Raw genomic sequence first — 18,395 nt, 5'->3', positions numbered from 1 at the left:
TTCACCCGAGCAGGTGATCGAAATCCCCGTCGCGAACTCCGCCGAGGAAGGCCTCGATCTCGGCCGGCGTGTAGATGAGCGCCGGACCCTCGGGGTCCCGCGAATTCCGCATCGCCACACCACCGTCCGGCAGCGCTGCGCACTCGACGCAGTTGCCGCTGGGGTTGCTCCGGCCGCTCTTGCGCCAGGTCACACCCTCCAGCTGCCCAGCGGGCATGCCGTTGAAAATGCGCGTCATTCCTAGGCTCCCTAACGGTGAGACCGGTCCGGGGACCGGCAATGTGTGTCACGCCGGCTACCTGCTGTGCAGATGCACGTGCATTTGGCCTTGCGTTCTCACATGATTGTGAGCATGATAACGCACGTACCCCCAACAAAGTGGGTCACGGAGGGTGACATCTTTGAGTGACGGGTCAGTCGCGGAACGGCCGCTGCGGCCCTCGACGCGGGGCTCTCTGGCGGGAGCGCCCGAGCGGGAGGAAAAGCACATGTCGGTACCGAACATCGGCCCGGAACCGTTCGATGCCCCGGAAACGGACGGCATGGACACTCCGCGACGCGGCAACCCGGCCCTCGTCTACCGCGACGAGATGGTCACGGACTGCATGCATGCGGCCACCACCCGGGCCACCATGGTGTCGCACCGGTTCGGCGGTGTCCGCTATGCGCTGACCAGGAATCCCTCCGGCCCCACCCCGGACGACGGCGGTGATCCCCACGCGAGTCACTGAACACGTCCACTGCGCCCGCCGGCGCCGGCCGCAGCGCGCGACCGGCCGGCGGGCCTGGTCCCTCGCGGCGCCGATCATCCGCAGTGGACGACTCCAGCTCAGCGTCGCCCGCTGGCCGATCCACGTCTTCCAGGAGCAGGACTACTGCTACGGCATCGGCCCGCTGGCGCTGCGGCTCCAGCGGGTCGAATGGGCCAAGCCGATCCCGTACGAGGGTGACACCTGGTTCGAGGTCGAGGGGACGGTGGTCGACCGCCGGACCGGCGAGGAGGGCAAGAACCGCCAGGTCCTGGTGCGCGCGGGCCTGCTCCCGAAACCGCCGCTGCGCAAGCGCACCCGATTGAGGCACTGAAACGTCATAGAAGGTGAGCGGCGCCGCCGCTCGACGCGCACCCGCCGAAGGGTGCGCTGCCCGGACCCCGGCCGGGCGGTCCGGTTCCCCCGTGCTGGATCGCTCGGCCGGCCGAGCGGGCGCCGGCTAACCGGGCGAGCTCCGGTTGGCCGGGCGGGCTGCGGTTGGCCGGGCAGGCGCCGGGTGGCCGGGCGGGCGCCGCCTAACCGGGCGGGCGCCGGTTGGCTGGGCGGGCCTCAACCGCTTGGCTGGGCGGGCCTCAACCGCGCCCGGGTGGCCGGAACCGCGCCCGGGTGGCCGGAACTGAGCCCGGGCGGGCCGGGGTGGCGTCGGGAGTCTGCCCGTCGGGGCGTCGCCGTGGCCCCTTCGGGCGGCCGGTTCGACGTGCCGATCGCCCCGGCCGGGCGGGTCGGATCAGGGTTTGCGGGCCACTCCGGCCCAGTAGTAGGCCGCCTCGGGGTCGTCGACCGGGGTGTCCGGGCGCCAGGCCGAGACCGGCACCACGCCCGGCTCGAGCAGCTCCCAGTCGCCGAAGAAGCGGGCGACCGCCTCGCGCCCGCGGTCCACGAAGGTCATTCCAGCTCCGCGGGCCGCCCCCACCGCCTGGTGGACCGCCTCGGGGTTGAAGTCCGCCGTGGGGTGGGTGATCGCCATGACGCTGCCCGACGGCAGGGCGTCGCGATACTGGGCGACGAGGTCCCAGGGGTCGTCCTCGTCGGCGATCAGCATGAGGATCGCGATCAGCGTGAGGCCGACCGGCTGGGTCAGGTCGAGCGTGTCCCGCAGCACCGGATCCTCGAGGATCGACTTGGGGCGGCGGATGTCGGCCTCGATGTACTCCGAGCGGCCCTGCTCGCTGCTCATCATCAGGGCGCGGGCGTGCACCAGCACGATCGGGTCGTTGTCCACGTAGACCACCCGGGTCTCCGGGGCGATCTTCTGCGCGATCTCGTGCAGGTTGGGGCGGGTCGGTATGCCCGTACCGATGTCGAGGAACTGGCGGATGCCTTCCTTGGCGACCAGGTCGCGGGCCGCGCGGTGGACGAACTTGCGGTTCTCGCCGGCCATGGCGCGCATGCCGGGGATCGCCTGCATCATCGCCTCGCCGACCGCCCGGTCGGCGGCGAAGTTGTCCTTGCCGCCCAGCCAGTAGTCGTAGATGCGGGCGGAGTGCGGCACGTTGGGGTTGACCCCGGGTGGTGCCACCTCTACCGGTGTCGATCCCTCGTCCGTCACGTCGACCGCCTCCTGATCGGGCCACCCCTGGCCGGGACTCCGGCCGTCCAGGCCGGACTGCCCCGGACACCTGAAACCGGGAGGCCGCGACCGAACGCCACGCCACCCGGCTTCCGGGAGCCGTAGCGCATCGCCACGCCACCCGGCTTCCAGGGAGTCGCGGCACCGCCACGCCACCCGGCTCCGGGAGCTGTAGCGCATCGCCACGCCACCCGGCTTCCAGGGAGTCGCGGCACCGCCACGCCACCCGGCTCCGGGAGTCGTGGCACGACGCCGCACTCCCCGGCTTCCGGGAGGCCGAGGCGGTGCCGCGGCGTCCCCGGCTCGGTGCCCGGGTGGATCCCGGCCCGGTTGCGGGCGAGATCCTCGGCCAGCCTAGCCGTTGAAGATGATCAAATTCAGCCCTGTCGCTCGCCGGAACCGTGACGCAGTGCAGCGATCCTCAGGCCGCGGTGGCGCCGTTGCGGTAGGAACGTACGTGGCCGTCGCGGGGCTTGCCCGATATGACCCGATCGCGTCCGGCGTGCTTGGCGACGTACAGGTTGCGATCCGCAGTGGACAGAAGGTCCGATTGGGTCGTTCCCGGCGAGTCGCACAGGTCGGCGACGCCGATGCTCACCGTCACCGGGAGGCCGTGGGTCAGCGCGCTCCAGTCGTACGAGCGGATGGCGCGGCGGATGGCGTCGAGCTGACCGGTCGCGACCGGTGCCGTGGTGCCGGGCATGGCGATGAGGAATTCCTCGCCGCCCATCCGGGCCACGAAGCCGTCCGGGGCGACCGCGGCCAGCTCGGTCTCCAGCACCTTCGCCACGAGCACCAGGACCTGGTCGCCGACGTCGTGGGACAGCTGGTCGTTGACCCGCTTGAAGTGGTCGAGGTCGACGATCGCCACGGTCAGGTCGTCGCCGGAGCCGACCAGGCGGGGCAGCTGTTCGTCGAGGTAGCGGCGGTTGCGCAGGCCGGTCAGCGGGTCGCGGCGGGCCTGCTCGCGGAACCGCTCCGCCTCCTGCCGGGCCTCGGTCGTCTCGAACATCGCCTGCCGGGTGCGGGCCCGGGCCTCCCGCTGCGACGAGTGCAGGGCGTTGTGGGCGGCGAAGAAGACCTTGTGTACGGCGAAAGCCTCCGCGAACTCCCCCCGCGCGGCGTGCAGCTCGGCCTGCTCCTGGTGGACCCGGACGAGCACGTCCCCGAGTCCACGTTCGACGCACAGCTCGCGCGACGTGTCGAGGCTGACCTGGGCGCGGTCGGTGGCGCCCAGGAACCGTTGGGCGCGGGCGAGGGTGAGCATGAACTCGGCGAGCGCGTCGGCGTCCTCGTACCCGCCCTCGTGGTGGCGGCGTACGGCCTCGCGCAGCGTCTCCTCGGCGCGCCGGTAGTCGCCGTTCTCGATCTCGATGGCGCCGATGGTGTCGAGCACCGCCGGGTCGAGGGTGAAGTTGTGCTGCTCCGCGACTTCCTGGAGCCGCTGGGCGACGGCTCGGGCGCGGGCGTGCTCGCCGGCGGCGTACTCGGTGTAGGCGTAGTTGTTGAGCATGCCCATGAGCAGGCGGGGCAGGCCGAGCTCGACCGCGAACTCCTCCGCCTGGGCGTAGCGCTGCCGGGCGGCCTCCATGGAGCCGGCCGCGCCGAGGGCGTCGGCGAGCTTGGCCCGGTGCCAGACCTGCATGTGGGCGGTGGCGGTGTCGTCGAGCAGTTCGACGGCGAGGACGGAGTGTTCGAGGGACTGGGCGGCGTCGCCGAGGTGGCGGTGGATGTTGGCCCAGACCAGGTGCGTACGGGCCTGCACGAGGGTGTCGCCGTGGTCGGTGGCCCAATGGTGGATCTTCCAGATGCGGTGCGCGGCGGCGGCGATCTCGCCCTTGCGCATGAGCATGTTCGCCTGCACGAGGCGTGCCCGGGTCGCCAGCCGCTCGTCACCGAGGCGGCGGGCCTGTTCCTCGTAGTCGACCGCGGCCGCGTACGTGGCGTCGGCATCCCAGATGTACTGGTCCTCGAGCTCGGTCAGGGTGGCCGACAGCTGCTCCGCGTCGTTCACGCGTTCCTCCACGCCGGCTGCCCCCTTTCCGTCCGTTCACCGCGTTTGATCGACACTTTCGGGCCCGGCTGTAGAACAAACGCGTTCCGTGTTCCTGAGGTTAGCCGTGAGTGAACATTCGATCCCAGAGTTGCACGCGTGATCCAGCTCGCCGTCCGAGATGTCGCACACCCTGTACGTCGTAGAGTTGAGGGATGGCCAAGCGAAGCGTGCGTCTCAGCCGGGACGTGATCATCGACTGCGCGATGTCCCTCGCCGACGCGGAGGGGCTCGAGGCCGTGACCGTCCGGCGGCTGGCGCAGGAGAACGGCGTCACGCCGATGGCCATGTACTGGCACTTCAACGACAAGGACAGCCTGCTCGACGCCCTGTCCGACCACCTGCTCGCCGCGGTGAAGCTGCCCGAGGCCGACGACGCGCCGTGGGACGTGCAGCTCCGTCTGCTGTTCGGCGCGGTGCTCGACGCGCTCCAGCCGCATCCCGAGGTGGCGGGGCTGGTGCTCCGGCGCATTCTGCTCGCCGAGTCCGGCCTGATCCTGGCCGAGCGCGCGCTGGAACTGCTGGGGCGGGGTGGCTTCGGGCCAGACCGGGCCGCGCAGATCGGCACGTTCCTGATGTGCTCGGTCGTCGCGCTCGCCTCCGCGGAGCCGGGCCCCGGTCCGACGGTCGGGGCCGAGGAGCGGGACGGGATCATGCGCCACAAGAGGGCGATGATCGAGGCCCTGTCGCCGGCCCGGTTTCCGACCGTCATCGCCGGCGCGCCCGCGCTGATCGGCTGCCGGGACAATCAGGACTTCTTCGCCCTGAGCCTGGATCTTCTGGTCGCCGGCGTGCGCGGCACCCCCCGGGACTGATCTACGTCACACCCCTTGACGCACCTTTACGGCGTACATCTACGGTGTACATGTACGCCGCACAGTGCGGTGCTCGCAGGGAGGTGGAATCGGTGCAACGCAACCCGTGGTGGACCCTGGCCGTGCTGGCGGCGGCCCAGTTCATGGTCGTGCTCGACGTGACGATCGTGAACGTGGCGCTCCCGGACATCCAGCAGGACCTGGGGTTCAGCGCCTCCGGCCTGCAATGGGTCGTGAGCATCTACACCCTGCTCTTCGGCGGTTTCCTGCTGCTCGGCGGCCGGGTGGCCGACCTGCTCGGCCGGCGGCGCATGTTCGTGGTGGGCCTGGTGCTGTTCGGCGTGACCTCGCTCGTGGCGGGCCTCGCGCAGAACCCCGAGCAGCTGGTGCTGATGCGGGCCGTGCAGGGCCTCGGCGGCGCCCTGATGTCCCCGGCGGCCTTCGCCATCCTGACGGTCACCTTCGCGCACGGCCGGGACCGGAACATCGCGATGGGCGTCTGGGGCGGCCTCGCCGGGCTGGGCGGCACCCTCGGCGTCATCGCGGGCGGGCTGCTCGTCGACTCGCTGAGCTGGCGGTGGGTGTTCCTGGTGAACGTGCCGATCGCGGTGCTGCTGGCCCTGCTGGTCCCGACCGCGGTCGCGGAGAGCCGCGTGCACCCGGAGGGGCGCCGGACCTTCGACGTCGCCGGCGCGCTGCTCAGCACGGCGGGCCTGCTCGCGATCGTGCTCGGCGTCATCCGCGCGGAACCCGAGGGCTGGGCGTCGTTCCAGGTCGTCGCCCTGCTCGCGGGCGGGCTGGCCCTGCTGGCGGCTTTCGTACGCGTGGAGGCACGCTCGGCCGCTCCGCTCGTACCCCTGGCTCTTTTCCGGTCCCGGGGCCTGACCACGTCGATCGTGGCGCTGGCGTTCAACGGCGGCGCGTTCCTCGGGATGTTCTTCCTGACCGCGATCTTCCTGCAGCAGGTGCGGGGGCTGACCGCGTTCGAGACCGGCCTGCAGTTCCTGCCGATGGGCCTCGCCGCCATCGCCAGCGCGCTGGTGGCCTCGCAGCTGGTCACCCGGTTCGGCACCCGGCCGGTGCAGATCGGCGGCGTGGTGGTCAGCATCGCCGGCCTGCTGCTGCTCTCCGGCGCCGACGCGACCGGCTCGTACGCGCTGACCATCCTGCCGGGAACCGTGCTGTTCGGCATCGGCATCATCGCCGTCGGCACGACGGCGTCGATCGCCGCGGTGGCCGACGTCCGGCACGAGCAGGCCGGCGCCGCGTCGGGCGTGGTGAACGCGGGCTACCAGGTGGGCGGCGCGCTGGGCCTCGCGGTGATCACCACGCTGGCCACCTCGCACGTCGAGAGCCTGCTGTCCGGCGGCGCCCAGGCGCAGGAGGCGCTGGTCGGGGGCTTCCAGCGTGGGTTGCTCTTCGCGGCGGCGTTCGCCGCGGTCAACATCCTCATCACGATCGGCGCGCCCCGCCTGCACCCGACGAGCACCCAGGTCGCCGAGGCCGCGGTCGGCGCCTGAGCGCGGACGCGAAACGGCGCCCGGGAGAGCTCCCGGGCGCCGTTTCCGGTGCTGCTACTTGCTGACGGCCTCGGCCGGGATCGTCGCCGCGTCCGGGGTTTCCCGGGTGGCCCGCGCCGCCTTGGCCAGGTCGATCGTGGTGCGCAGGGTGATCTGCTTGAACAGCAGCGAGGCCACCACGCCGACCACCGCGATGGCCGCGGAGATCAGGAAGATGTGGCCGGTGGCGTCGCCGTACGCGGCCCGCACGATGTGCTGGACGGTGTCCGGCAGCTCGGCCAGGTTGAGGCTGCTCGTCTTGCCGCCGCCGCTCGCGCCGGCCGGCACCCCCGCCGCGGCGAGCTGCGAGGTGATCGAGTCGGTGACCCGGTTGGCGAGCACCGCGCCGAGCACCGAGACGCCGATCGTGCCGCCGAGCGACCGGAAGAACGCGACCGTCGAGCTGGCCGCGCCGATGTCCCGGAGCGCGACGGTGTTCTGCACGGCGAGCACGAGGTTCTGCATCGACATGCCGACCCCGACGCCGACCAGGGCCATGCCGGCGCCGATGTACCAGAGCGGCGTCTCGTGGTCCATGATCGACAGCATCGCGAAGCCCGCCACCAGCACGATCGTGCCCGCGACGATGTACGGCTTGACCCGGCCGGTCCGGGTGATCAGCCGTCCCGAGATGGTCGACGAGACCAGCACGCCTGCCATCAGCGGGATGGTGAGCAGGCCCGCCTCGGTGGGGCTGTAGCCGCGGCCGATCTGGAAGTACTGGCCGAGGAAGACCGAGCCGCCGAACATCGCCATGCCGACCGCGAGGCTCGCCAGGATCGCCAGCGCCGTGGTGCGCTGCCGGACGATCTGCAGCGGCACGACCGGCTCGGCGGCGCGGGACTCGACCCACACGGCGAGCGCCAGCAGCACGAGGCCGGCGCCGACCATGGCGAAGGTCTGCCAGGACATCCAGTCGAACGAGCTGCCCACGAACGAGACCCAGATGAGCAGGACGCTCACGCCCGCGGCGATCAGCGCGGCGCCGGCGTAGTCGATCTTCACGTTGTCGCGCCGGAAGACCGGCAGGTGCAGGGTGCGCTGCAGCACGACGAGGGCGATGACGGCGATGGGCGCGCCGATGAAGAAGCACCAGCGCCAGCCGAGCCAGGACGTGTCGACGATGACGCCGCCCAGCAGCGGTCCGCCGACCGTGGCCAGGGCGAGCACGCCGCCGAGGTAGCCGTTGTAGCGCCCGCGCTCGCGGGGCGGGATCATCGCGGCGATCGCGACCTGCACGAGCGCCTGCACGCCGCCCATGCCGATGCCCTGGAACGCGCGGGCGGCGATCAGCTGGCCGGCGGTCTGCGAGAAGCCGGCCACGATCGAGCCGAGGACGAACACCACGATCGCGACCTGGACCAGCATCTTCTTGCTGTACAGGTCGGCGAGCTTGCCCCAGATGGGGGTGGTCGCGGTGGCGGTCAGCAGGGTGGCCGTCACCACCCAGGTGTACTGCGTCTGGCTGCCGTTCAGCGATCCGATGATCTTGGGCAGCGCGGTCGAGACGATGGTCGCGCTGGACATGGCGACGAACAGCACGAGCAGGAGGCCGCTGAGGGCTTCCATGATCTCGCGGTGGCTCATCGCACCCTGTGCGGCGCGGGGGGTGGTGGGTGCGCTCATCGCGCTGCCTCCAGCGGTTGGTGATGACGGGACATGAGGTCTGCGGAGAAGCGCCGCAACAGCGCGGTGAAGACGACGATGTCTTCGGTGTTCCAGTCCTTGAGGGCGTCGGCGAGGCGCTCGTCGGTCCAGGCGGTGACCCCGCCGAGCACCCGGCGGCCGTCCGGCGTGAGGCCCAGCACGCTCGCCCGGCCGTCGTGCGGGTCCGCGGTGCGGGCGACGAGCCCGGCGCGGACGACGGCGGCGACCGCGCGGCTGACCGTCGAGGGGTCGAGGGACGAGTGGGCGGCGAGGTCCTTGATGTGGCAGCGGCCGGCCGGTTCGTGCTCCATGGCCTCGATCAGCGCCAGCACGGCGAGGGTGCCCGGAGGTGCGTCGGGGTGATGGACCGCCAGGTCGTTCTTCATGAGGCGTACGGCCTTGAGCAGCTCCCGCAGGTGCACCAGCAACTCCCGGCGGGCCGCGATACCGGTGTCGTCGACCATCTGTCACCTCCTCGGAATGGGTGCCGCATACAACTGTCGGCGCAACTTGCCCAATGCGCAAGTTTGCCCAGTGGGAAATGAGTCACATCGTCGGTAGGCTTCGGGCATGACCACCGAGGTCCGCGTACCCGAGCCGGGGTTGCGGGAGCGCAAGAAGGCCGCCACCCGGCAGGCGCTGCACGAGGCCGCCGTCCGCCTCGCGATCGCGCACGGCGCGGACAAGATCACCGTCGAGGCCGTGGCGGACGAGGCCGGCGTCTCCCGGCGCACGTTCTCGAACTACTTCGCCAACAAGGAAGAGGCGCTGCTGCACGGCGACCAGCAGCGGATCGGCACGCTGATCGGCCTCGTGCGCGCGCGGCCGCCCGAGGAGGAGCCGTGGGTCGCGCTGACCCGGGCGGCGGAGCGGTTCTACGAACAACTCGGCGAGCTGGATCCGCAGTGGGTGGCCCAGTCTCGCCTGCTCCGCACCCAGCGGGCGCTCGCCGCGCAGCAGGTCAGCACGTTCGCGGCCCTCGAGCGGGAGCTGGCGGCGGCGGTCGGGGCGCGGATCACGGAGGCGGACCCGCTGGGGATCCGGGCCCGGCTGATGGCGGCCACGTTCATGACGGCCATGCGGGTGTCGCTGCACGTGTGGCTCGAGGCGCCGGAGGACCGGTCGCTGCTCGACGTGCTCCGGCGATCCCTGGCGGAGACGGGCCGCGGCTTCGCACGGTGAAAGCGCGGCGCCGGAAGTGGTGCTTCCCGGCGCCGCGCTGGTGGGGATGGGTGTTGCGGGGACGGAAACCTCAGCCGCGGAAGCCCGCGAAGATCTTGCTGAACTCGAACGGCGACTGGGCGACGTTCGAGCACTGGAACAGGGCGCCGTTGCAGGCGTTGCGGTCGCGGTTGAGCTCCCAGAAGGACGCGAACCCGAGGTGGTTGCTGTTCGCGAAGGCCACCAGGTCGCGGGCGTCGCCCTGGGCGAAGGTGCCGTTGTCGTCGTTCTTCCCCAGCATCGGGGTGACGCCGACCTTCTTGAACGCGGCCGCGTCGCTGCCGCCGAAGATCGTCCTGAGCTGGTCCTTGGTCGACTTGACCGCCTGGATGGCCAGGTCGCCGTAGTCCTGAGCGGCCCGGCCGTAGTCCATCGCCATGATGTTGACCAGGTCGACGTCGACGCCCGCGTTCTTCGCCGACCTGACCACGTCGAGGCCGTCGTTCGTCAGGCCCTCGGGCAGCACCGGCAGCGTGAGCGAGATCTTCAGGCCGGGGTTCGCCTTCTGCAGCGCGGCCAGCGCGGTCGAGCGGCGGGCGATCGACGCGGCGTCCGCCGAGGCCGCGCCCTCGATGTCCAGGTCGATGTATTTCAGCTTGTACGCCGACACGACCGCCTGGTACTCGGCCTGGAGCGCCTTCACGTCGGTGCAGGCCTGGGCGAGCTCGATGCCGGTCGCGCCGCCGAAGGACACCTTGACGTCACCGCCGGCCGCCCGCAGCGCGTCGATCTGGTCGCCGAACTGCCGGCTGCGCGGGTCGAAGGCGCCGAACCAGCTGGCCTTGCAGCCCGCGCCGGTGACGAACGCCAGCGAGAAGGACTTCACGTTGCCGCTGGTCGCCAGCTGGGCGAGGGTCGTGCCGCCGTTGGAGAGCAGACCCATGTCCACGTACGGGGCCACGAGCACGTTGCCGGTGTTCACCGGGGGAGTCGGCGCCTCGGAAGAGGGCTTGGCCGGCGGGGTCGAGGGCTGCTGGACGGGGGGCTTGACCGGCGGCTTGACGGGCGGCTTGACGGGTGCTGACGAGGGCGGCCGAACGGGCGCGGAACCGCCGCTACCGCAGGCCGCACCGTTGATCGTGCAGCTGGTCGGGTCCCCCTTGCCCGCCACGATGAAGCCGAACTCGGTGCTCGCGCCGGCCGGGATCGTCGCGTTGTAGCCGCGGTCCTTCGCCGTGCTCACCCCGCCGGACGTCGTGATCGACGCCTCCCAGAAGCTGCCGAGCTTCGCGCCGGACGGCAGGCCGAAGGCGAGCTGCCAGCCCGAGACGGCGGTGCTGCCGCCGTTCCTGATCACGTACGTGCCCTGGTAGCCCGTACCCCAGTCGGAGTTCTTGGTGAACGTGGCCGTCAGCCCGCCGGTGGCCTTGGCGGTCGGGGCGGTGGCCGCCACCGCGGCGACCGCGCCTCCGCCCACGGCGAGGATCGCCGCTCCCGCATAGATGGACAGGCGTAGACGGTTGCGTGCCATGCGTGACTCCGATCGAGGGGGTGCCGAACGGCGTCGATCGTCTGGCGCGCGGGCTTAAAGCGTTCTGCCAATTTCCTTAAGAGTGCCTGAAGTCGCCGTCGCGGGCCGCGGTGATCACGAAGGGTGACCGGGCTACCGTTCGCTCATGGAGAAGACCACGGTGGACATCACGACCGAGGACGGCGTGGCCGACGCCTACCTCGTCCGGCCCGAGGGCGACGGGCCGTTCCCGGGCGTCCTGCTCTTCCCGGACGCCTTCAGCCTGCGACCGCGGATCTACGAGATGGCCGACCGGATCGCCGGGCGCGGCTATGCGGTGCTCGCGCCGAACCTGCTCTACCGTGGCGGGCGCGCGCCGCTGGTGGACATGGCCGCGGCCGGCACGCCGGAGGGCCGCGACGCCGTCTTCGGCAAGGTCATGCCGCTGGTGCTGGGGCTGGACACGGACAAGATCACCCGGGACGCCCGCGCCTACCTCGACTTCCTCGCCGCCCAGGACGCCGTCGCCGACGGACCGGTGGTGGCGACCGGCTACTGCATGGGCGGCACCAACGCGGTCAAGGCCATGGCGGCGCACCCGGACCGGATCAAGGGCGTGACCAGCTTCCACGGCGGCCGGCTCGTCACCGATCAGCCGGACAGCCCGCACCTGCGGGTCGGCGCCGTGACGGGCGAGCTGTACTTCGCGCACGCGGACCAGGACCACTCGATGAACGCCGAGCACATCGCCACCCTGGAGGCCGCCCTCGACGCGGCGGGCGTGAAATACACCTCCGAGGTGTACGAGGGAGCGCCGCACGGCTTCACCATGACCGACACCGCGGCCTACCAGGAGGCCGGCGAGAAGCGGCACTGGGTGAAGCTCTTCGACTTCCTCGACCGGGTCCACCCGGCGGTCAGCTGATACAGAACTCGTTGCCCTCGGGGTCGGTCATCGTGATCCAGGAGTGCGGCCCCTGCTGCTCGCTGTGCACGAACTTCGCGCCGCGGGCCTCCAGCTCGCCGCGCACCCGGTCACGCTGATCGGCGCCCACCCAGATGTCGATGTGCATCCGGTTCTTGACCGTCTTGGGCTCCGGCACGAGGTTGAACAGCATCCGCCGCGGCTTGCCGCTCGGCAGCGGGTCCTCGTGCCGGATCCCGGCGCCCACCCGCCACACCAGCCGGCCCTCGAAGACCCTCGTCTGGTCCTCCGTGGCGTAGCCCTTGGCGACCATGTCCCGGATGAAGCTCTCGTCGACCGGCTCGACCTCCCACCCCAGCGTCTCGGCCCACCATGCGGCCAAGGTGTGCGGGTCGGAGCAGTCGACGGTGACCTGGAAGTCGTATGCCATGGCCGCAGCCTAGGCCCCACCCCCGACAAAAAATTACGTCTCGAGCAGACCGGGGAAGTGGCGGCGCAGGGCGACGACGTCGTACACCTGCCGGATCTCGCTCACCCGGCCCTGCGCGACGACGAGGAACTCCGCCAGGCGGACGGTGCCGAACGGCGCCACGCAGTCGTAGACGAGGGCGGCGCGCTCGCCGGCGCAGGTGCGGGAGACGACCGACACCTGGTCGGCGAAGGCGGCGATCCGGTGCAGGGTCTGCACGAGCTCCTCGTCGTCCACCGGCAGGCCGAGGTTCCATTCGATCTCGGCGTCCGGCGCGATGATCCGGCGTACCGCCCGGTCGTCGGTGGCGATCCAGGACTGGGCGTAGAAGGCGACGGCCTCGGCGGTTCCCACGGCGGCTCCTCGGCGCGGACGGCGGCCGCCGCCGGAGGTGGGCGGCGGCCGGGACGGGTCGGCGGTCAGTTGGCGAGCATCGCGTCGCCGGCGACGAACGTGTAGCCCTGCGCCTTGATGCCGGTTACGAGCTGCTTCAGGTAGTCGGTGCCCAGGTACGGGTGGTAGAAGAAGCTCGCCACGCCGTCGCGGACCACCAGGTTGCGCCGCGCCGAGGCGACCAGGTCGGCGGGGAGCCGGGCCGGGTGGTTGTTGAAGGCGTCCGGCTCGACGTTGCCGATGTTCTCCGGGATGACGACCGAGCCGTAGACGTCGCGGACCGCGTACGGGAAGAACTGCCCGAACTGCCGCTTGTAGTCGTACTTCGCGCCGGTGAGCACCCCCGGGAAGTACAGCCCCCGGTCGTAGCGCTTGCCCATGATCGAGTTGACCGTCTGGTAGTCGACGGCGCTGCCGGCGTAGTGCGGGAACTCGAAGGTGCTCGGCACGCCGAGGCCGGCGAGGGCGAAGGTGAGCCCCGAGGAGGCGATCCGGCTGGCCATGAACGCGGCCGAGTCACCGGGCACCGGCCCGTCGTAGATGACGCTGTCCTTCTCGTCGACGTGCGCCGAGTAGAACTCGAAGTCGTTGGCGCTCATGCCGTCGTACGGGTTGGCGACGCTGCCGAACTGGTGCGTGTAGCCGTGCATGAGCAGGGTGCCGCCGCGCTGCTGCATGTACTTGAGCGCCGCCACCACCTTCGGCTTCTGCAGCAGCGTGTAGTCCTGCGCCTTGCCGTTGTTCTGCACGCCCTTCGGGTCCCGGAAGCGGGGGTAGACGGCGACGCTGAACGGGACCTTCTGGGCGTACAGGTAGTCGGCGACCGCGCGCAGCTCGTCCGGGTCCGAGTCGGGGCCGACGTCCTCGATCCGGGCCAGCGCGCGGTGCCGCTCGCGGGCCACGCCGGTCTCGCCGAGCGCGTCGAACAGCAGGTCGGCGAAGGCCAGGTAGCGGTCGTCGTGGGTCACGTACGCGAACGGGATCTCGCCGACGTACGTGAAGTTGCCGGAGCGCACGGCCCACGGGAACGACGAGCCGTCCGGGCGTACGGCGGAAGCCAGGGTGGTGACCTTGCCCGGGTCGGCGATGGCCAGGCTCATGATCCCGGACTTGTTCACCGTGTCGCGGCTCAGCCTCGTGCCCTTGTAGTCCACCTCGGCCACGTCGGCGAAGTCGAACGCCCCGCTGGCGAAGCCGTGCGCCGCGGAGAACGCCGCGTCCCGCGAGGTGAGCTGCCAGATGTTGTCGAACACCCAGGTGACCGGCTTCTGCGTGGCCGCCACGTCGTCCAGGAAGGCGGCCGGCAGCGGCTCGTCGTAGGTCGAGCCGAGGTAGACGACGGCCGTGTACGCGTCCAGGTCGCGCGCCTTGTAGCCGGCCACCGGCGCGGCCGTCCACGAGCCGAAGTGCGAGGCCAGGTTCGCGGTCTGGGTGGCGTAGACCTCGCCCATCCAGCCGTAGTCGCCGGTGGTGTCGTACAGGACGAGGGTCTTCGCCGTGCCGCCGCCGGGCGCCGCCTTGCCGGACCTGGCGGCGACGGTGGCCGCGGTGGTGGTGCGCTCGGCGGCGTCGGCGTTCACGACGCCGACCCCGAGGACGGCGGCGGCGGTGAGAGCGGCGCCCGCGGCGACCAGCGCGCGGCGGCTTACCTTGCGGATACCCATCAGAAGGACGCTCCGTACGTGGCAGTGGCGGGGGACTCGAGAGCGGGCATGGGTGCGGGTGCCTCGGCGAGGCCGAGCAGGGCGGCGGTGGCCTGGGCGGTACGCCGGGCCGCGAGGCCGTCGCCGTACGGGTTGCCGCCGGCCGTCATCGCGTCCCGACGGACCCGGCTGTCGAGCAGCTCGGCCGCCTCCTTGACGATCAGTTCGGTGTCGGAGCCGACGAGCTTGGCGCAACCGGCGTGCAGCGACTCCACCCGCTCGGTCACGTCACGCAGCACCAGCGCCGGTACGCCGAACGACGGCGCCTCCTCCTGGACGCCCCCGGAGTCGGTCAGCACCAGGTACGCCTCGGACAGCAGGCGCGACAGGTCCGGGTACGGCAGCGGGTCGGTGATCGTGACGCGCTCGACGCCGGCCAGCCCCGCCTCGATCTGGGCCCGTACCGCCGGGTTGGGGTGGCTCGGGACGATCACGTCGATGTCGGCGTACCGGAGCACGAGCTCGCGGACCGCGGCCAGGATGCGGTCCAGCGGGGTGCCCCACGACTCGCGCCGGTGTGCGGTGACGACCACCAGCCGGCGGTCTCCGGCGGCCGACCGGGCCGCGGCCACCTCGGCGTTCTCCCACGGCAGCCGGCGGCCGGCGACGGCCAGGGTGGCGTCGACGACCGTGTTGCCGGTGATGAGCACGTCGCGGGTGGAGATGTTCTCGTCGAGCAGGTTCATCGCGGCCAGCGGCGTCGGGGCCAGGTGCAGCGCGGCCACCTGCGCGACGAGCCGGCGGTTCGCCTCCTCGGGGAACGGCGAGTCCAGGTCGCCGGAGCGCAGGCCGGCCTCGAGGTGCACGACCGGGATCCGGCGCCAGAACGCGGCGAGGGCGCCGGCCAGGCTCGTGGTGGTGTCGCCCTGCACGATCACCGCGGCCGGGGCCCGGTCCGCCCAGAGCTCGTCGAGCTGCCGGATCATCGCGGTGAGAAGCTCCGCCTGGCTGCCGGTGCCGCGCTCGACGAGCAGCGTGACGTCGGGGGCGAGGCCGAAGGCGGCGAGCGCCTGGCCCACCATCGCGGGGTGCTGGCCGCTGGCCACCAGGACCGGGGTGAGCAGGCCGGCCTCGCGCAGGGCGAGGACGACCGGGGCGAGCTTGACGGCTTCGGGGCGGGTGCCGCCGATGAGGTGCACTTCGGGCAGTGACATTGGGGGGAGCCCTTACTCGAGGAGGGGGGAGCCTCAGGCGGCCAGTGCGAACGGTGCGGCGAGCGGCTCTTCGGCGAGCCGTTCGGTCTTGGCCCAGGACTGCTGTCCGCGGGCCTGGCGGACGATCGCCCGGTAGGTGGCGATCAGACCGAGGAGCAGGAAGATCGGGTACGCGACCGCGGCGGTGAGCAGCCGGGGAAGGCTCTCGTCGCGGAGCCGGTAGCGGTGCACCAGGGCCCAGACGAAGCCGGGGAAGCAGGTGACCGCGAACCACACCTCGCCGCTGATCGCCAGGTCCTCCCACGAGGTCAGGTACGGCAGCGGGTGGCCGGCCGCGAGGCCCACCGCGGCGGCCGAGACGCCGCCGGCCAGCATCACGGTGACCAGGGCGTTCAGCCAGGGCGAGACCAGGTAGTGCAGCATCTCGAGCAGCGAGGTGACCCCGATCCGCTCCGAGGTGACCAGCCGGCGCAGGTAGCGGGCGCACTGGAGGTTGCCCTGCGCCCAGCGGGTGCGCTGCCGGGTGAGCCGGCGCAGGTCGACCACGGCCTGCTGGGTCACCGACGCCCGCGACGTGTAGCGGATGCCGACCCCGCCGAGGTGCATGCGCAGGCCGAGTTCGAGGTCCTCGACCAGGCACGCCGACCAGGGCGCGTCGCCGAGAGCCAGCAGCGCGGAGAGGCGGGTGAACTGGCCGTTGCCGCCGAGCCCGACGGTGTCGATCGTGTCCCGCAGGCTCTGGCAGGCGTTGACGATCGCGGCGAACTCGAGGTCCTGGACGGCGCCGAGCAGCTTGTTGCGGTTGCGGATGCGCACCTGCACCTGGACCGCGCCGATGGCCGGGTCGCGCATCATCCGGGAGACCTCGAGCAGGATGTTGCGGCTGCCCTGGCCGTCGCCGTCGATGATGCCGATGACCACCTTCTCCGGGGCGACGCCGGCCTGCGCGGTCCGTTCGGCGATGTAGCGGTACGCCGCGTTGAGCGCCTCGCCCTTGCCCTGGCGCGCCTCCGGGAGCTCCCGCCGCAGCACGACCAGGCGCGGGTGGTCGATGGCGGCGAGCACCTCGGGCGTGCGGTCGTCGGAGCCGTCGTCGACCACGAGGACGCGGGCGAGGGTGCCGCCGGGCCCGCCGAGGGTGAGGGCCGCGTTGACGGTGTTGCCGACGACGACCTCTTCGTTCAGCGCCGGCACGATCACCCAGAAGTGTTCGGGGGTGCCGTCGCCGTGCTCGAGCGAGCGGGCGACGAGGGCGCTGCGGTGTGACGCCACGTACCGGACGGCGAAGCTGACGAGGGCCAGGGTGGAGACCGGCCAGGCGAGCAGGATCGCGTATCCCGTGACCACCAGGATCCAGCTGTCGGACGCTGTCACGACCCACCCTCCCTTCGTTGCTTTCTGTCATGTCGACCGGGTAACGCTTGCCGCGTCGCCGGACGTATTAGGACATTAGGTCGCTACCCAGCGTGATTCAAGGCCGCTCACCGGTGCGGTGCGGCCATCTGCCTGTTCGGCCCATGTCAGACATCTCAGGCAGCGCAAATAGGGACAGACCGGGCCCAGTCCGTCACCATTCCGGGAGGGTTGGGCCGGGATCGTGCGCGAGGGTGTCGCCACTCTGGGTGATGTTGCCCATCCGATGCCGAAGGCGGGTCCTCGACCGCTTCAGGTGACTCTCGGTGAGGTCTATGCTGCGAGCGTGAACCGGATCCTGCTGCGTGCGCTGGTCGGCCTGGCGGTGTCGATCGAGCTCTCGAGCGACGAGGAGATCGACCCCCGCACGGCGACGACCCTCCTCGACGACCTGGCCGCCGACCTGGACGATCTGTCCGAATCCGAGCGCGACGAACTGCTCGACTTCATCGAGGAGCTGGCGGACGCCACCCGCGACCCGGAGCGCCGGGAGGTGCTGCTCGACCTCCCCGACGCCCTCGCGCTCACCGACGACTGAGGCTGATCCACTCCTGGCCTGATGGCCGAGTGCCGCCCTTGAGCGGGCCTGTCATCATCAACGTCACAGCAGCGAACCAGTCGGCCACAGACGGCGACAGCTGCGGGGGCGTCAACGGGGGCGGGGCTGATTCATGGGTGGGTTCTTCGAGGCTGTGCTCAGCTTCCCCACCGTCGTTCTCACACCGCTCCTCGTCGTCGTCATCGGCTACTGGCTGGTCGTGATCGTCGGCGGGGCGGACCCCGAGGGCGAGGGCGCCGGCGACGGCGGTTTCCTCGGCTTCCTCGGGCTCGGCGGCGTACCCGCGTCCGTGGTGCTCTCGCTGCTCGTCGTCTTCGCCTGGTTCACCACGCTGGCCGGTGCCGAACTGCTCGGCGCCGTGCCCGCCGCCCTCGTGCTCGCCGGCGCCCTGGCCGTCGCCTGGATCGTGGCGCGGCTGGCCGTACTCGTCATCAAGCGCTTCCTGCCCGCCGGCGTCGAGCCGTCCCGGGCCGACTTCGTCGGCCTCACCTGCGTCGTGCGCACCGGGCGGGTCACCCGCACCTTCGGACAGGCCGAGGTGCACGCGCCCGACGGCTCCTCCGCGATCGTGCAGGTCCGCCAGGCCGGCGAGGACGACCTGCGGGCCGGCACCGTGGCCCTGCTCTACGACGTGGACCCCGAGGGCGAGTTCTTCTGGATCGTCCCCGCCGATATCGCCTCCCAATAAAGGACC

Annotated in this window: 19 protein-coding genes; 8 read left to right on the top strand and 11 right to left on the bottom strand. The window is 71.4% G+C overall.

Annotated elements, in window-relative coordinates; all coding sequences use genetic code 11:
• Window position 1: 1 nt before the first annotated feature.
• Window positions 2–238, bottom strand: coding sequence for a DUF397 domain-containing protein (locus CLV70_RS17680; protein ID WP_106127598.1), 237 nt, complete (start codon window positions 236–238; stop codon window positions 2–4).
• 250 nt (window positions 239–488) lie between these two features.
• On the opposite strand from CLV70_RS17680, the gene CLV70_RS17675 reads away from it, so the two are divergent.
• Window positions 489–731 (top strand): hypothetical protein, encoded by a 243-nt coding sequence (locus CLV70_RS17675; RefSeq protein ID WP_106127597.1) that lies wholly within the window; start codon window positions 489–491, stop codon window positions 729–731.
• Entirely contained in the window at window positions 709–1,083 is a 375-nt protein-coding gene (locus CLV70_RS17670; protein WP_245908294.1) for a hypothetical protein, read from the top strand. Before CLV70_RS17675 ends, CLV70_RS17670 begins: the two co-directional genes overlap by 23 nt.
• Window positions 1,084–1,497: 414 nt before the next feature.
• On the opposite strand, the gene CLV70_RS17665 is transcribed toward CLV70_RS17670, so the two are convergent.
• On the bottom strand, window positions 1,498–2,319 hold the full coding sequence (locus CLV70_RS17665; RefSeq protein WP_342750374.1) for an SAM-dependent methyltransferase: 822 nt from the start codon (window positions 2,317–2,319) through the stop codon (window positions 1,498–1,500).
• A gap of 442 nt (window positions 2,320–2,761) precedes the next feature.
• The gene (locus CLV70_RS17660; protein ID WP_245908293.1) at window positions 2,762–4,354 is read right to left on the bottom strand and encodes a tetratricopeptide repeat-containing diguanylate cyclase; all 1,593 of its coding nucleotides are present in this window, start codon (window positions 4,352–4,354) and stop codon (window positions 2,762–2,764) included.
• Window positions 4,355–4,548: 194 nt separating this feature from the next.
• On the opposite strand from CLV70_RS17660, the gene CLV70_RS17655 reads away from it, so the two are divergent.
• A complete protein-coding gene (locus tag CLV70_RS17655) occupies window positions 4,549–5,208 on the top strand; it encodes a TetR/AcrR family transcriptional regulator (protein WP_245908292.1) in 660 nt (219 codons plus the stop codon).
• A 92-nt stretch (window positions 5,209–5,300) separates the two neighbouring features.
• Window positions 5,301–6,728 carry an MFS transporter gene (locus tag CLV70_RS17650; protein WP_245908291.1) on the top strand — a complete coding sequence of 476 codons (1,428 nt, stop codon included), beginning with the start codon at window positions 5,301–5,303 and terminating at the stop codon, window positions 6,726–6,728.
• 54 nt (window positions 6,729–6,782) lie between these two features.
• Here the strand turns inward: CLV70_RS17650 and CLV70_RS17645 are convergent, their stop codons facing one another.
• Together CLV70_RS17645 and CLV70_RS17640 are read right to left on the bottom strand one after the other, a co-directional pair.
• Entirely contained in the window at window positions 6,783–8,393 is a 1,611-nt protein-coding gene (locus CLV70_RS17645) for an MDR family MFS transporter (RefSeq protein ID WP_106127594.1), read from the bottom strand.
• Window positions 8,390–8,878, bottom strand: coding sequence for a MarR family winged helix-turn-helix transcriptional regulator (locus tag CLV70_RS17640; protein WP_245908290.1), 489 nt, complete (start codon window positions 8,876–8,878; stop codon window positions 8,390–8,392). The genes CLV70_RS17645 and CLV70_RS17640 overlap by 4 nt, the downstream gene beginning before the upstream one ends.
• A 106-nt stretch (window positions 8,879–8,984) precedes the next feature.
• Between CLV70_RS17640 and CLV70_RS17635 the strand changes: the two genes are divergently transcribed.
• Window positions 8,985–9,596 (top strand): TetR/AcrR family transcriptional regulator, encoded by a 612-nt coding sequence (locus CLV70_RS17635; protein WP_106127593.1) that lies wholly within the window; start codon window positions 8,985–8,987, stop codon window positions 9,594–9,596.
• Window positions 9,597–9,666: 70 nt separating this feature from the next.
• Here the strand turns inward: CLV70_RS17635 and CLV70_RS17630 are convergent, their stop codons facing one another.
• Entirely contained in the window at window positions 9,667–11,106 is a 1,440-nt protein-coding gene (locus CLV70_RS17630) for a cellulose binding domain-containing protein (protein WP_106127592.1), read from the bottom strand.
• 145 nt (window positions 11,107–11,251) lie between these two features.
• Between CLV70_RS17630 and CLV70_RS17625 the strand changes: the two genes are divergently transcribed.
• A complete protein-coding gene (locus CLV70_RS17625) occupies window positions 11,252–12,010 on the top strand; it encodes a dienelactone hydrolase family protein (protein ID WP_106127591.1) in 759 nt (252 codons plus the stop codon).
• On the opposite strand, the gene CLV70_RS17620 is transcribed toward CLV70_RS17625, so the two are convergent.
• From CLV70_RS17620 to CLV70_RS17600, 5 genes are all read right to left on the bottom strand, one after another.
• Window positions 12,003–12,440 (bottom strand): VOC family protein, encoded by a 438-nt coding sequence (locus CLV70_RS17620; protein ID WP_106127590.1) that lies wholly within the window; start codon window positions 12,438–12,440, stop codon window positions 12,003–12,005. The genes CLV70_RS17625 and CLV70_RS17620 overlap by 8 nt on opposite strands.
• A 33-nt stretch (window positions 12,441–12,473) precedes the next feature.
• Complete coding sequence (locus CLV70_RS17615) at window positions 12,474–12,833, bottom strand: hypothetical protein (RefSeq protein ID WP_106127589.1); 360 nt, start codon at window positions 12,831–12,833, stop codon at window positions 12,474–12,476.
• A gap of 65 nt (window positions 12,834–12,898) precedes the next feature.
• Window positions 12,899–14,536 (bottom strand): DUF2334 domain-containing protein, encoded by a 1,638-nt coding sequence (locus CLV70_RS17610; protein WP_106127588.1) that lies wholly within the window; start codon window positions 14,534–14,536, stop codon window positions 12,899–12,901.
• Window positions 14,536–15,729 carry a non-hydrolyzing UDP-N-acetylglucosamine 2-epimerase gene (gene wecB / locus CLV70_RS17605; RefSeq protein ID WP_106127587.1) on the bottom strand — a complete coding sequence of 398 codons (1,194 nt, stop codon included), beginning with the start codon at window positions 15,727–15,729 and terminating at the stop codon, window positions 14,536–14,538. Before wecB ends, CLV70_RS17610 begins: the two co-directional genes overlap by 1 nt.
• Before the next feature lie 33 nt (window positions 15,730–15,762).
• Complete coding sequence (locus tag CLV70_RS17600) at window positions 15,763–17,103, bottom strand: glycosyltransferase family 2 protein (protein ID WP_106127586.1); 1,341 nt, start codon at window positions 17,101–17,103, stop codon at window positions 15,763–15,765.
• Between the two features lie 325 nt (window positions 17,104–17,428).
• Here CLV70_RS17600 and CLV70_RS17595 point away from each other — a divergent pair, with 325 nt between their 5' ends.
• A complete protein-coding gene (locus CLV70_RS17595) occupies window positions 17,429–17,680 on the top strand; it encodes a hypothetical protein (RefSeq protein ID WP_106127585.1) in 252 nt (83 codons plus the stop codon).
• A gap of 133 nt (window positions 17,681–17,813) precedes the next feature.
• Window positions 17,814–18,389 carry a hypothetical protein gene (locus CLV70_RS17590; RefSeq protein WP_106127584.1) on the top strand — a complete coding sequence of 192 codons (576 nt, stop codon included), beginning with the start codon at window positions 17,814–17,816 and terminating at the stop codon, window positions 18,387–18,389.
• Window positions 18,390–18,395 lie beyond the last annotated feature (6 nt).

The sequence above is a fragment of the Pseudosporangium ferrugineum genome (assembly GCF_003002065.1).
Lineage (GTDB): Bacteria > Actinomycetota > Actinomycetes > Mycobacteriales > Micromonosporaceae > Actinoplanes > Actinoplanes ferrugineus_A.
This window is presented reverse-complemented; position numbering and strand designations above follow the sequence as displayed.